The sequence below is a fragment of the Microcoleus sp. LAD1_D3 genome (genome assembly GCF_036702135.1).
In the GTDB taxonomy this organism is placed as follows: Bacteria; Cyanobacteriota; Cyanobacteriia; order Cyanobacteriales; family Microcoleaceae; genus Microcoleus.
Window position 1 is genome coordinate 107588 of sequence record NZ_JAUBSB010000011.1, and the last position, 16240, is coordinate 123827.

3 protein-coding genes are annotated in these 16240 nt (G+C 44.3%); all 3 read left to right on the top strand.

Annotated features, from left to right (window positions below):
* Window positions 1–496 precede the first annotated feature (496 nt).
* The 3 genes from QUA74_RS09145 to QUA74_RS09155 all read left to right on the top strand — a co-directional run bounded on the left by QUA74_RS09145 (window position 497) and on the right by QUA74_RS09155 (window position 16193).
* A complete protein-coding gene (locus QUA74_RS09145; RefSeq protein ID WP_333327199.1) occupies window positions 497–6190 on the top strand; it encodes an AAA family ATPase in 5694 nt (1897 codons plus the stop codon).
* 333 nt (window positions 6191–6523) lie between these two features.
* Complete coding sequence (locus QUA74_RS09150; RefSeq protein ID WP_333327201.1) at window positions 6524–12367, top strand: amino acid adenylation domain-containing protein; 5844 nt, start codon at window positions 6524–6526, stop codon at window positions 12365–12367.
* The gene (locus tag QUA74_RS09155) at window positions 12354–16193 is read left to right on the top strand and encodes a beta-ketoacyl synthase N-terminal-like domain-containing protein (RefSeq protein WP_333327203.1); all 3840 of its coding nucleotides are present in this window, start codon (window positions 12354–12356) and stop codon (window positions 16191–16193) included. The genes QUA74_RS09150 and QUA74_RS09155 overlap by 14 nt, the downstream gene beginning before the upstream one ends.
* Window positions 16194–16240: the final 47 nt, after the last annotated feature.

The following is a 16240-nucleotide window of genomic DNA, read 5'->3' on the forward strand; positions in this document are numbered from 1 at the left end:
ATATTTAAATCCGCTTGAAAGCAGAAGAGTCTAAGCTACAAAATATCTACGTTCGGTTGGAGCACGTAAGTAGTGACACCTAAGCGTCAGCATTTGTACGGATTCGACTCGCTCACTCTCAAAGCTCTTAAAAATTGGTTTACTCATTGTTGTTACTCTACCTCATACACTTGAAAACCACTGTAAACAAAGGTGGGCCGGATCTGTTTTAAAAAGCCAAAATCTCTCCTAGCAATGATTACGGGCTAAACCTGCCCCTACAGCCCATTTATATTTTTTTGCGCCTATCTACTTAGGGGCGGCATGTGGTATCCTATTTAGAGATAAAGGGTCATCTATTTTGCCAAAGTAAAGACATTTTTTAAGGTAATTAACGAAAAAACATTTTTTTCATGCTTGAATGTTAAAACAAGAATGAAAGTGTTAGCGAAAATGCCCTCAATATTTACTGTCGTACAGCATCAAATACTATAGTGTTAAGATAGGTTCAATATTTATGAATATCACAGCAAATTACAAGCTCCTCGAAAAACTTAATGAGGGTTTAAATACAGTAGTTTATCGCGCCGAGAGGAAGGAAGATCGGAGTCCTGTAATTATCAAGCTCCTTAGAGGTGAGTATCCTACGGTCGAAGAGATTATGCAATTGAGACATGAATATGAAATCTCCCGACATCTCAATTTAGAAGGGATTGTCAAGACCTATGGATTGGAAAATGATCGTAATGGTCTAGCACTGATATTGGAAGATTCACGAGGAGAAGCCCTCAAAAAGTTTTTGAATAGTCGCCCACTTGAACTCAAAGAGTTTTTGGGAATTGCTATTCAGTTAGCAGATACTCTGGGGAAATTGCATGACAACCAAATTATTCATAAAGATATTAAGCCAACAAATATCATCATCACTCCTGCTAGCCTCGACGTAAAAATTACTGACTTTAGCATTGCCACGCGATTGTCGAGAGAAACCCAAACACTCAGCCATCCCACTTTACTAGAAGGCACAATCGCTTATATATCACCAGAGCAAACAGGGCGGATGAATCGCTCACTTGACTACCGCACCGACTTCTACTCTTTAGGTATCACATTCTATGAAATGCTGTGCGGTGAAGTGCCATTTAAGGCTACAGATCCGATGGAATTAGTTCACTGCCACATCGCTAAACAGCCTGTCCCGCTCTGGCACATGATCTCGGCAAAAGAGGAAAACAGCAGAGTAGAAATTACGAGTGACACTCGCCAATCTCAAATTCAAAATGACGAGATTATCAAAGCAATTTCTGACATTGTGATGAAATTATTAGCCAAAACTGCTGAAGATAGATATCAAAGTGCTTATGGTCTGAAAGCCGATCTAGAACAATGTCTCAATCACTTACAACAAACTGGCAAAAATTGTAACTTTATTCCGGGTGAGCGTGATAAGTCCGGTCGATTTCTGATTCCACAAAAACTGTACGGACGAGAAACGCAAGTAGCCCATCTAATGGAGGCTTTTGACAGAGTTAGTGCTGGAACAGCCGAGATGATGCTAGTTTCCGGTTACTCAGGAATAGGTAAATCTTGCTTAGTTTATGAAATCCACAAACCCATTGTCGGAGCCAGGGGTTATTTTATCGCAGGCAAGTTTGACCAATTTAAGCGTAACATTCCCTATGCAGCTTTAATTCAAGCTTTTGAAGAACTAATTCGCCAACTCTTAACAGAAAGTCCTGAAAAAATCAACTTTTGGAGACTGAAGATTTTAAATGAGTTAGGTCCAAATACTAGAGTGATCATTGACGTTATTCCCGAGTTGGCATTGATCGTTGGCAACCAACCTGAAGTTTCTCAATTAGGGGCAAGCGAATCACAAAACCGTTTCAATCTTGCCTTTAAACAATTCATTCATATTTTTACCCAAAAAGCACATCCGCTCGTTTTATTTTTAGATGATTTGCAGTGGGTAGATTCTGCTTCATTAAAATTGATTCATGTGCTGCTAACTGACTCAGATAGCCAATATTTATTGGTAATTGGAGCCTATCGAGATAACGAAGTCAGTCCAACTCATCCTTTAATGCAGACTTTAGATAGTATTTATTGCTGTGGCTCAATAATAAATAATATCGTCCTCCAACCGTTGACACTTAGTACAGTCAATCAATTAGTCGCTGACACTTTGGGTGACAACTGCTCATCAGCAGTTCCCTCTCTTGCTTGTTTTTCTGAGCAACACGGACAAATTGAGGGGGAAAGTTGGGTTGCTAAAAACAAGAACACTGAAAGAGAAAAGTGTAAGTTATTAGCTGAGTTAGTTTTCAATAAAACTCAAGGAAATCCCTTTTTTCTAACTCAAATGCTCACATCTCTTTACACAGACAAACTGTTGAGATTTGACTTCAGCATTGGTAGTTGGGCGTGGGACCTGGGAAAAATTCAAACTATTGGAATTGCAGATTATAATGTCGTCGAACTCATAGCCAGAAATATTCAAAAACTGCCTCCAGATACCCAAAAAGTTTTAAAGTTAGCAGCTTGTATTGGCAACCGCTTTAATTTAGAGGTTTTGGCAATAGTAAGTGAAAAATCTATATCAGAAACAGCATCTGCTTTATGGGAGGCGCTTCAGGCAGGTCTAATTTTGCCCATCGGCGAAAGTGCCTCTAAACTTCCTTTACTCTTCAATGGTAATGAGTCATTGGTAATGGGGAGCGATCAAGGAACCCAATCAGAAATTAATACTTACAAAGTATCATACAAATTTTTGCACGATCGCGTGCAGCAAGCGGCTTATTCTCTGATTCCTTCTGACGAGCAAAAAGCTACCCACCTAAAAATTGGTCAACTACTGTGGCAGAATACAAATCAATACGACTTAGAAGAAAATATTTTTGATATTGTTAACCAGCTCAATGTGGGAGTAGAATTCATTACCGAGCAAGAAGAAAAATACAAGCTGGCTAGATTAAATTTAATAGCTGGTCGAAAAGCTAAAGCAGCCACAGCTTATGAAGCTGCTGTCACGCTACTAAAAGTAGGGTTAGAACTCTTAGCAGAAAACAGTTGGCACAGTAACTATGACCTTACCCTCGCACTATATGTAGAAGCAGTGGAGGCGGAATATCTCAATACCAACTATGAAAGGTCAGCCACTCTTGCGGAAGTCGTTCTGCAACAAGCTAACACGCTGCTCGAAAGAGTGAAAGTATACGAGCTACAAATCCAGTTTTATATGGCTCAAAATCAGATGTTAAAAGCCATTAATACTGGGCTGCAAGTGCTGGATATGCTGGGTGTTTCCTTATCAAATGACGAAGGTGACGGCGGCTTTGTGGTTGGATTGCCAAAGCTCGCGGACTTAGACAAGATCCCAGAAATGACAGACCCTTACAAGATAGCGGCTTTAAGGATACTGATGTCCCTTGTTTCTCCTGCTTACGCTGCCAAACCCGAAATTTTGCTCCCGCTTGCAGTGACTCTAGTTAAAATCTGCGTGGAACACGGTCATTCCCCTCTTGCCGCTTTTGCGTATGTTTTTTATAGCATAATACTGTGTTCAGCCATCGGGGAAATAGATGCTGGATATCATGCAGGTCAGCTAGCGTTAAAGCTGTTGGATAAATTTAACGCCAATTCGCTTAAATGTAAAGTCTACCAATTATTTAACGGTTTTGTCGTACATTGGAAAAAGCCAGCTAAAGAAGCCTTGCCATTTTTAATATCAGGGTTGCAAAGTGGGCTGGAAACGGGAGATATAGAATATGCTGGTTATTGTGTTACTGTTTATTGTGCCAGCCTATTTTTGACCGGGCAACGATTAGACATTGTAGAAGAGGAACAAGAGCAATATCTTGATTTAGCGCTCAAGCTAAAACAAGACTATTCTATATATTACATCCAGATATTTCATCAATTGACACTAAATCTTCAAAATGAAGCTGAGATTAAATGTCAGTTAGTGGGGCAAAGTTTTAATGAAACACAAATGATACCGATTTTTATTGAAACTAACAATAGAATTCTGCTATTTATTGCTTATCTCGCCAAGACCATTCTCTTTTATCTGTTTAAAGATTCTAAGAATGCCGTTGCCAACGCCAGTTTAGCCGCAGAACACGCAGTCAGTGCGCTCGGTATGGTAGTTTCTGCTCCTCACAACTTCTATTATTCGCTGGCTCTCCTTGCTCAGTATCCCAAAGATTCAAGCTCGGAGCAACAAGAATACTTGGCGATTGTCGATGAAAATCAACAAAAAATGCAGAAATGGTCATTTGATGCCCCGTCTAATTTCCAGCATAAATATGAGCTTGTGGAGGCTGAGAAAGCACGGATTCAAGGACAAATTGTAGAAGCAATGGAATATTATGACCGAGCTATAAAGGGAGCTCAAGAACAAGGATACATTCAGGAAGAAGCACTAGCATCGGAACTAGCAGCCGAGTTTTATTTCTCCCTAGGCAGAGACAAGTTTGCTCGAATCTATCTGACACAAGCTTACTACGGATATATTCGTTGGGGAGCAAAAAGTAAAGTTAAAGATTTAGAGTCTAGATATCATTTGGTATTTTCCGAGATGCTGATGCGAGAATCTATAGGCATAGAGATTAATAGGACAACAACAACATCGACCACGGGAGGAAGTTCGGCGGTTTTGGATTTGTCCAGTGTGAACAAAGCATCTCTGGCTTTGGCTGAGGAAATAGTTCTCGATAAGTTGCTAGATAAGTTACTTAAAATTGTGATGGAAAATGCTGGAGCTACAACTGGCTGCCTGATTTTAGATAAAGATGGAAAGTTAGTGATAAAAGCTACAGGTGTTGTGGAGAGAGATGCGGTTGTATTGTGTTCAGAATCACCCGTTGAAAATAGTGAGAACCTGCCCCTTTCCCTAATTAATTATGTGCGTACAGCTAAAGAAAATGTGGTATTAAATGATGCAGGAGTGTCACAAAGATTCATAAACGATCCTTACATCCTAAAAACCAAACCGAAGTCCATATTATCTATGCCTATTATTAATCAAGGCAAGCTGATTGGCATTGTTTATTTGGAGAATAATATAACAAGTGGTGCTTTTACCATGGAAAGGGTGGAGGTATTAAAAATACTGTCTTCACAGATAGCTATATCCCTTAAAAATGCAATGCTCTATGGGAGATTGGAAAGCGCTACTCAAAACTTGAAAACAGCTAATGAACAATTAGAGGATTACAACCAAACGCTTGAACAAAAAGTAGAACATAGGACTCTGGAGCTAAACCAAAAAAATAGCCTGCTGAGAGAACAAGCAATTCAACTTGAACTCACCCTAAAAGAATTGCAAGCCACACAAACTCAGCTAATTCAAACTGAAAAAATGTCAAGTCTGGGGCAAATGGTTGCTGGTATTGCTCACGAAATTAACAACCCAATTAACTTTATATACGGCAATCTTACCCCCGCTAACGACTATTTTCATGACTTGCTGGGGTTGCTGAATCTCTATCAGGAGCAATTGCCTAATGCAACTCCTGAAATTCAGAATTTTGCCGACAATATCGATCTGGAATTCTTAACTTCCGATTTTCCTAGACTGCTTGATTCGATGCAGCTAGGGGCAGAACGCATCCGCCAGATTGTCTTGTCGCTGCGGAATTTCTCGCGTTTGGATGAGGCGGAAATGAAACCAGTAAATATTCATGAAGGGATCGAGAGCACTCTGCTACTGTTGCAAAATCAGCTAAAAGCTAAGCCAGACCATCCTGGAATTGAAATTATTAAAGAGTATGGTCAGCTCCCTGAAATAGAATGCTACGCCGGCTTCCTGAACCAAGTATTTATAAATATACTCAGCAATGCGATTGATGCTATAGAGGAATCATTAGCGACTTCTCCTATAGCATCAAGGGCTAAGAAAAAATCCCAAGTTCGTATTCGTACCAGTGTTATAAATAGTAACCAAGTAGAGATTCGGATTGCCGACAATGGAGCGGGGATGACAGAGGAAGTAAGGCAGAAGGTTTTTGACCCTTTCTTTACTACGAAACCTGTCGGATCAGGCACTGGTTTGGGGTTGGCTATTAGCTACCAAATTGTAGTAGAAAAACATCATGGTAGACTGGCTTGTATTTCCGCGCCTGGACAGGGAGCAGAGTTCGTGATTGAGATTCCACTCAAGCAGGGAACTGAGCGCTTGGGGGGGGGTAAAGCGCAACTACGTACCTGACTTAAGGGTTGATTCAAAGGTACGTAGTGGCGCTTGGGCGCTCTTTGGGGGCTAAAGCCCAACTACGTACCTAAATGTAGATGAAATAGTGACCGCGATCGCACAGATACCGCGATTAACATATATCATAAAGTGATTAGGCGATCGCAGCAAAAGTTTACCGAGCTTAGCTTTATTGGGTGGTGCTAGGCGCTATCACCCCCATCTGACTACCAATTTATTTAAATAATTTAAGCCTGTTGGTTATGGTCTGCTATTAACTCCCCAACTCGGATGGGAACGGAGCAAAAAACTCAAAAAAACTCAGGATTTCCCTATCTAAGGAAGAAGAAAATGCTAGGTAATTTCCAAGATACTTGCATTCACCAGTTATTTGAGTTCCAAGTAGAGCGATCGCCTGACGCTATTGCAGTAATTTTTGAAGGCCAGCAGCTAACTTATCAAGAGTTAAACTCCCAAGCTAACCAGTTAGCGCATCATCTGAAGAATCTGGGTGTAGGGCCAGAGGTATTGGTCGCAGCCTGTGTGGAGCGATCGCTAGAGATGGTTGTAGGTCTATTAGGCATTCTCAAAGCTGGCGGAGCTTATGTACCGCTAGATCCGCACTATCCGCAAAACAGGCTGGCGTTCATGTTGGAACATTCCCAAACGCCGGTTTTGCTTACACAACAACATTTAGCCGAGTCTCTACCCGAACACCAAGCGCGTGTCATCTGCTTGGATGGGAATTCACAAACATTAGATCGCTTCAGCGAAGAAAACCCAGACAGCGGGGTGACACCGGATAATTTAGCTTATGTGATTTACACCTCCGGCTCTACTGGTCAACCCAAGGGAGTAGCGATCGAGCATCGCGGTGCAGTTAACACACTCCTCGATATTAACTACCGCTTTGAAGTCGGAGCAGGCGATCGCGTCTTAGCTCTATCCTCCCTCAGTTTCGACCTATCTGTATATGACATTTTCGGCTTGCTGGCTGCGGGAGGAACGGTTGTTATCCCCCAACCGTCAGCATCGCCAGATCCCGCTCACTGGGTCGATCTGATCGCGCAAGCACAAGTCACCATCTGGAACTCCGCACCCGCCTTGATGCAGATGCTGGTGGATTATGCCGCTAGTCATAGCAAAGATTTACCCTCATCTGTGCGATTAGTCCTTCTCAGCGGTGATTGGATACCGCTGACCTTGCCAGGTCAAATCAAAGCTTTAATTTCTAGCTCGGTGTCCGAAAGTTTAGACTTAGATATTGCAACTCAATTGAAGAGGACGGGCAAGATGCCCATCCCACAAGAAAAATCAGCCTCTGGTGGTGGGGTGGGCGTCCCGCCCGCCCAGGGCCTTGATGCAATATCTGAGCTCAGCCCGGCTTCAACCCCTGCTGTTATTGGCTTAGGAGGTGCAACCGAGGCTTCCATTTGGTCGATTTTATATCCCATCGAAACCGTTGACCCGAAATGGAAAAGCATCCCTTACGGTCGGTCAATGACCAACCAGCATTTTTACGTGCTCAACGAAGCGATGGAGCCATGTAACGAGGGAGAGGTAGGGGAGCTTTATATTGGGGGAATTGGTTTAGCTAGATGCTATTGGCGAGATGAGGAAAAGACCAACAAGCGCTTCATCACTCATCCTCATACAGGCGATCGCCTTTACTGTACAGGCGATTTAGGTCGCTATCTACCCGATGGCAACATAGAATTTCAAGGTCGCATCGACCACCAAGTTAAAATTCGCGGCTTCCGCATCGAACTCGGCGAGATTGAAGCCGTGCTGGGACAACACCCAGACGTGCAGGTAGCCGTGGTAGCAGCACAAGAGGATGTACCCGGACAGAAGCGCTTGATAGCTTATGTTGTTTCCAAAGTCACCGCAGAACGCACACCCTTCAAAAGCGAGTGTTTAGCGGAATTTGACGGCGATCGCTCAGTTAAACTACAAACAGAAGACATATCTATCGGTGGTATCGGCGTAGTTGGAGTTCCAGATAATTGCTCAACAAGCCAGCGCGTTCGCCTGCGTCTAATGCTACCGGGAGATGCCGAAGAGCGATGTTTTGAGGGAACTGTCGCTTGGTGTCAGGGAAATCAGGCGGGAATTGAGTTATCTCTCACACCCACTGAAGAAGCTGTGATTCAGCAGAGCATAGACCATCTCTTAGAAACTCAAGGGTTCTTAAAATTTTTGCAACGCACCGCTGCAGGCAAGTTGCGTAACTTCCTGAAAGATAAGTTGCCCGACTATATGGTGCCATCCAGCTTTATATTCCTGAAATCCTTGCCACTAACGCCCAACGGCAAAATAGACCGCCAGAAGTTACTAGCGCCTGCCGTTAAAATTCCCGAAGTAGGACAAGATTATGTAGCACCTCAAACTCCTGTCGAAGAGGTAGTGGCAGGAATCTGGGCTGAAGTCCTAGGACTAGAGCGGGTTGGTATCCGCGACAACTTTTTGCAATTGGGCGGTCACTCTCTGCTAGTCACGCAGATTGCCACTCGAATGCGAGACACTTTCCAGGTGGAATTACCGTTGCGTACCTTGTTTGAGTCTGCCACAGTCGCCGACCTTGCTCACAATCTGGAAATTGCCAGTCAAAAAGCTCCGATACCCCAGGCTCCGCCGATTCAACCAATTTCCCGGAATCAGGACTTGCCTCTGTCATTCAGCCAGCAACAACTGTGGTTTTTATGTCAACTGGCTCCCGATACGCCCTTCTATAACGAACCGATTACCATTCGTTTACCTGGTTCGGTCAACATCCCCGCACTAGAGCGCAGCATCAGCGAAATCATCAAGCGTCACGAAATTTTGCGAACTACCTTTGCTCTCGTGGATGGGCAACCAGTGATGGTGATTCAAGATACCTTGAATTTTACGTTGCCAGTGGTGAATCTTGGGGAATTTCCAGAGACAGAACGAGAGTCTGAAGCTTTGCGGCTGGCAACTTTGGAAGCGAAGCAGCCTTTTGACCTCGCTCAAGGGCCGCTGGTGCGGGCTACTCTCATGCAGTTGGGCGAGGCGGATTACAGGTTGTTCCTGACCATACACCACATCGCGATCGATGCTGTTTCTCTATACAGCGTGTTGTTGAAGGAACTGGCGACACTCTACAGCGCGGTTTCTTTGGGCTTGCCATCCTCCCTCCCAGAACTGGCGATTCAGTTTGCGGACTTTGCTTATTGGCAGCGGCAATGGCTACAGGGAGAAGTGCTCGAAAACTTACTCCGATATTGGAAGCAGCAACTAGCGAATCTCCCAACACTGCCACTGCCGACTGACCGAATGCGATCGCCAGTGCAGACTTTTCGGGGTGCGAGGCAATGTTTAGCCCTACCTCTGAGGCTAACCGAGATGCTTAAGGATCTGAGTCGTAGGGAGGGTGTCACTCTCTTTATGACGTTGATGGCAGCGTTCCAGACCTTGCTCTACCGCTATACGGGGCAGACCGACATTCCTGTGGGTACTGTCGCGAACATCCGCAACCGACAAGAGCTAGAAGGGATGATTGGTTACTTCCTCAACACTTTAGTTCTGCGTACTGACCTTTCTGACAACCCCAGTTTTAAGGAACTGCTGGTGAGGGTACGGGAGGTGACATTAGGGGCTTATGCTCACCAAGAATTGCCCTTCCAGAAGCTAGTGGAAGAAATACAGCCAGAGCGGAAGCTGAGCCATAACCCTCTATTTCAAGTCGCATTTGTCCTCGAACCCCCGCTTGCGGAAATGGATGGGTGGACGATTAGCCAGCTAGATGTCGATACCGGCGCGGCAAAGTTTGATCTGTACCTTGAGCTTGATCAGAGACCATCGGGCATCATTGGTCGCCTTGAGTACAACACTGACTTATTTGATGCGGCAACCATCACCAGGATGTTGGGGAATTTTCAGGCTTTACTAGAAGGCATTGTCGCTAACCCAGACCAGAAAATTGCAGAGTTGCCCCTCTTGACTGAGTTTGAACGGCAGCAATTAGTGGCATGGAATGATACCGAAACAGATTACCCTAAAGATGCGTGCATACACGAGTTGTTTCAAAAGCAGGTAGAGCTCACGCCCGACGCGATCGCATTAGTCTTTGAAGATGAGCAACTTACCTATCAAGAGCTGAATCAACGAGCGAATCAATTAGCACATCACCTTCGGAATTTAGGTGTGGGGCCAGAGGTATTGGTGGGTATCTGTGTAGAGCGTTCCTTGGAAATGGTAGTGGGACTACTGGGCATTCTCAAAGCTGGTGGGGCTTATGTGCCGTTAGACCCAGCGTATCCCCCAGAGCGTTTGGTCTTCATGCTAGAAGATGCCGAAGTACCAGTGCTGCTGACTCAGGCGCGGTTGGTGAAATCTCTTCCCAAACATCAAGGGCGTATCGTTGGCGTAGATACAGACTGGGAAATCATTGAGCGACAGAGCGAGGAAAATCTAATCAGTGAGGTGAAGCTCGATAACCTCGCTTATGTCATCTACACCTCTGGCTCTACTGGTAAGCCCAAGGGAGTGGCGATCGAGCATCGCAATGCAGTTGCTCTGTTGTATTGGGCAAGACAGACTTTTAATCCAGAGGATTTTGCTGGAGTTTTGGCTTCAACCTCTATTTGCTTTGATCTGTCAGTCTTCGAGCTGTTTGTTCCCCTAAGCTGGGGTGGCAAAGTCATTTTGGCAGAGAACGCATTGCATTTGCCCACATTGTCCGCCGCTCTAGATGTCACTCTGATCAATACAGTTCCCTCTGCGATCGCTGAGTTATTGAGAATGGACGGCATACCTTCTTCTGTCCGCACCGTCAACCTGGCGGGTGAACCCCTTCCCAATAAACTCGTACAGCAGGTGTATGAACACCACACAGTGCAAAAGGTCTTCAACCTTTATGGCCCTTCCGAAGACACCACCTATTCCACATATACTTTAGTGAAGAAAGGGGGTAACGAGTCACCATCCATCGGTCGCCCCATTGCCAATACACAGGTCTATATTCTAGATGCCCAAAAACAGCTTGTCCCGATCGGTGTTCCCGGAGAGTTGTATATTGGCGGTGCTGGTTTAGCACGGGGCTATCTCAACAGGCCCGAACTAACTGCCGATCGCTTTATTCCCAACCCCTTTAGCAACGAACAGAGCAAGCGCTTGTATAAAACTGGTGACTTAGCCCGCTACCTACCCGACGGCAATATCGAATTTCTCGGCCGCATCGACCATCAAGTAAAAATTCGCGGCTTCCGCATCGAACTCGGCGAGATCGAGGCCGTATTGAGCAAACACTCGGATGTGCAGGAGTCTCTTGTTATCAACCGCGAGGATGCCTCCGGCAACCAACGTCTAGTCGCTTATATTACTTCTAACCTCACACCAGAACGAGTGCCTTATCAGAGCGTGTGTCTGACCGAATTTCGCGGAAATCCAGCGCTGGAACTTCGTACAGAAGACATTTCCATCGGTGGTGTCTGCATAGTAGGCGTACCAGAGGCTTATCAACCTGGTCAACCTGTCCGCCTCTACCTGCGTCTACCTGGTTTGAGTGAGGAGCAATGGTTGGAAGGCAGGATCGTCTGGCGACAAGGGGAGCAATGTGGGATTGTGTTTGCCCTCACCCGAACTGAGCAGGCTCTAGTTCAACAAAGCATAGAGTATCTTATGGAAACTCAGGGCTTCTTGAAAGTTTTGCAACGCACAACAGTCGGGAGCTTACGCAACTTTCTAAAGCAGAAACTGCCTGACTATATGATTCCTTCCAGCTTTGTATTTTTGAATCATTTGCCGCTCACACCAAACGGTAAAGTAGACCGCAAATCACTACCAGCTCCCGATGCTATTAACCCACAGTTGGAAACAACTTATGTCGCCCCCCAAAGTGAAATAGAACAAGCTATTGCTACAGTTTGGCAACAGGTATTACACTTAGAAAAAGTAGGTGTAGATGATAATTTCTTCGATCTAGGTGGTCATTCATTACTGATGGCTCAGGCTCATAGTCAACTGAGAGAAGTGGTGGACAAAGAGGTTTCAATCATTGAAATGTTTAAATATCCAACCATCAGCTCTTTGGCGAAATATTTAAATGAGGAGCCGGAGGAAAAATCCTCGGCTGCGTCAAGTCAAGATCGCGTCAAAAAACAAAAAGAGGCAATCAATCGCCAAAAGCAAAAACAACGCTTGCAAGGAAAGAATAAAAATGGACAACTCTGAAACTCCCGACTCTATAGAAGGTATCGCTATCATCGGCATGGCAGGTCGTTTTCCTGGTGCTAAAAATGTTGATGAGTTCTGGCAAAACCTACGTGATGGTGTGGAATCTATTTCTTTCTTCTCCGAACAAGAACTAGAATCTTTGGGTATTGACGAATCAGTGGTGCGTGACCCACGCTATGTAAAAGCAAGAGGGGTACTAGAAGATATTGAGTTGTTTGATGCTTCATTCTTTGGGTTTAATCCTAGAGAAGCTGAAATCACAGATCCACAACACCGCTTTTTCTTGGAGTCGGCTTGGCAGGCTCTAGAAAGTTCTGGCTACAACTCAGAAACTTACGAAGGTTCGATAGGAGTTTACGCAGGCGCAGGGAGTTTCAATACTTATTTTTTGAATAACCTTTATCCTAATCACCAGCTTAGAGAATCCGTTGGAGATTTCCAACTTGCGATCGCCAATGAGAAAGATTTCCTGTCAACTCGCGTTTCTTACAAATTAAACTTGAAAGGACCGAGTATTACTGTCCAAACAGCCTGTTCTACTTCATTGGTTGCTATTAGCATGGCTTGCCAAAGCTTGCTGAATTACCAATGCGATATGGCTTTGGCTGGTGGCGTTTCTATAGGCGTTACCCAAAAGGCAGGATATTTTTATAAAGAGGGGATGATTCTTTCGCCAGACGGACACTGTAGAGCCTTTGATGCTAAGGCACAGGGAACTGTGAGCGGTAGCGGTGTAGGAATTGTGGTTTTGAAAAGATTAGAGGAGGCGATCGCAGACGGAGATTACATTCATGCGGTGATTAAAGGTTCTGCGCTCAATAATGATGGTGCTTTCAAAATTGGCTACACAGCTCCCAGTATAGATGGTCAGGCGCAGGCGATCGCAGATGCTCTGGCGATCGCAGAAATTCCCCCTGAAACCGTCAGCTATATAGAAGCTCACGGAACCGGAACACCCCTCGGCGATCCGATCGAAATTGCCGCGCTGACGCAAGCTTTCTCACTCGAAACTAAGAAAAAAGGCTTTTGTGCGATCGGTTCTGCCAAATCCAATATCGGACATTTGGATACTGCTGCTGGTGTCACTGGCTTAATCAAAACTGTCCAAGCTCTCAAACACCAATTAATACCACCTAGCTTGCATTTTGAACAAGCCAATCCCAAGATTGATTTTGCCAACAGTCCCTTTTACGTTAATACTAAACTTTCCGAATGGAAAGCAGGTAAAACGCCGCGCCGTGCTGGAGTTAGTTCCTTTGGCATCGGTGGAACTAATGCTCATGTGGTGCTAGAAGAAGCACCTAGTATAGAAAAATCTGGAGAAGCCCGACCATCACAACTGTTGGTTTTATCTGCAAAAACTAGCTCTGCACTTGATAGTGCAACGGTAAATTTGAGCAACTATTTAAAGCAGCATCCAGATGAAAATCTTGCTGATGTTGCTTATACGCTTCAAGTTGGTAGAAGAGCTTTCAGCCATCGACGGATAGTAGTTAGTAATGACATAGAAGAAAGTGCTATTGCCCTCGAAACACTCGATGCAAAACGAGTTTTTACTAGCTTCCAAGAGTCTAAAGATCGACCTGTCGTATTTATGTTTTCAGGACAGGGTTCGCAGTACATCAATATGAGCTTGGAACTCTACCAAGTTGAATCAATATTTCGCGAACAAATCGATCTATGTTCGGAAATTCTTAAACCTCAGTTGGAAATTGACCTGCGCCACGTACTTTATCCCAGTGAAGCACAAGCAGAAGCAGCTACAAACCAACTAAAGCAGACTGCGATTACACAGCCAGCACTGTTTGCGATCGAGTACGCTTTAGCTAAATTATGGATGTCTTGGGGAGTGCATCCCAAAGCGATGATTGGTCATAGCATTGGTGAATATGTAGCAGCTTGTTTAGCTGGTGTTTTCTCCTTAGAGGATGGCTTATCATTGGTAGCGGCACGAGGTAAATTAATGCAACAACTGCCGAGTGGTTCCATGCTTGCAGTTCCACTTCCAGAACAGCAAGTGCAACCTTTTTTGGGCAGTAAACTCGATTTGGCTGTGATTAACGGAGCATCTATGAGCGTGGTTTCAGGTGCTACTGATGCCGTAGATGAATTGGCACAAGAACTACTCGCAAAAGGTGTAGAGTGTCGCCGATTGCACACTTCTCATGCCTTCCATTCACAGATGATGGAGCCTATTTTAGAACCATTCACCAAACAGGTGAAAAAAGTTAAGCTGAACTCGCCTAAAATTCCCTACATCTCCAATGTCACTGGTAATTGGATTACAGCAACGGAGGCGACAAATCCGAGTTATTATGCTCAACATCTGCGCCAAACAGTACGCTTTGCAGATGGGTTACAACAGCTATTAAAAGACCAAAATCAAATATTGCTAGAAGTGGGACCCGGACGGACGTTGAACACGCTAGCAAAACAACATCCTAATAAGGGGGCTGAGCAGATTGTACTTTCTTCATTGCGCCATCCACAAGACCAAAATTCAGATGTAGCTTTCTTACTTACTACATTGGGTAAACTCTGGTTAGGAGGAGTACAAATAGATTGGCCTAAATTTTATGCTGATGAGCAGCGTTATCGTCTCCCATTGCCAACCTATCCGTTTGAGCGCCAACGTTACTGGATTGAAGCACCAGGAATCGAGCAACCGATTAAAATTGCATCTTTACCAGATGAAAATTCCCAACCAGTAGATTCAACACCACACCACTCTCGACCGAGTTTACACAATACCTATATTGCTCCGAGAGATGCAATTGAGCAAACTATTGCTAGTATCTGGCAAGAATTTCTCGGCATCGAGCAAGTAGGGATTCATGATGATTTTTTTGATTTAGGCGGAGACTCTTTATTAGCCGTTCAACTAATAACTAAATTAAACGAAACACTGCAAAAATCATTGTCTCCCCATAGCCTCTTACAATCATCTACTGTTGCAGCTTTGGCTGCATTAATTAAAGACAATTCCGAATTATCAGATAATCCTGATCAGCAACTCCAGACAGCTTCGGAGTCCTTGTTAGTAGAAATTCAGCGTGGTAGTTTTAAGCAACCTTTGTTCTTAGTTCATCCGGTAGGCGGTCACGTATATATTTATCGGGATTTAGCGCGTTATCTAGGTTCCGATCAACCTGTTTTTGGAATACAAGCGCACGTCTCAGATGGGCAATCAGAGTTTTTTACTGTTGAAGAAATGGCGACTCGCTATATTGAAGCAGTGCGGCTCAAACAACCTGAAGGCCCTTATTTTTTGGGTGGTTCTTCTTTTGGAGGCACTGTTGCTTTTGAGATGGCACAGCAACTCAATGCCCAAGGTGAAAAGATAGCATTGCTAACTTTAATAGATACTCCGGGCCCTGGTCAAATGCCTGTTTTAGCGACGGAAGATGATACAGCAATTTTGGTATATTTGCTAGGTGTTGGGTTCAATCTGTCTCTTTCTATGGATGTCCTTCAAAAACTTGAGCCAGATGAGCAACTTCTCTACTTTTTGGAGCAAGTAAAGATTGCTAATAGGGTAGTTCCTCCCGATTTTGGTTTACCTCAGATTCGCCAGTTTCTTCATCTGTTTAAAGTACACGCCCAAGCGATGCTAAATTACATCCCTCAAACTTATGGAGGCAGAATTATATTTTTCCGTGCTACAGAACAAAATGAAGTTAATGCCAAAAATCCAGAATTACCTTGGATTGAGGTTGCTCCGGTAGGGGTAGAGGTTCGAGAAGTGCCGGGAAATCATATTACTATGAATTATCCCCCTAATGTTCAGGTTATGGCTGAACAACTTAGAGTATATCTTGATTAGGTACGTAGTTGGGCTTCAGCCCTCTTATGGCTGAAGCCCAATTACGT

Bases quoted from the DNA above. Each gene is read 5' to 3' on its own strand.
- QUA74_RS09155 (WP_333327203.1), top strand. From the start codon at position 12,354: ATGGACAACTCTGAAACTCCCGACTCTATAGAAGGTATCGCTATCATC.
- QUA74_RS09150 (WP_333327201.1), top strand. From the start codon at position 6,524: ATGCTAGGTAATTTCCAAGATACTTGCATTCACCAGTTATTTGAGTTC.
- QUA74_RS09145 (WP_333327199.1), top strand. From the start codon at position 497: ATGAATATCACAGCAAATTACAAGCTCCTCGAAAAACTTAATGAGGGT.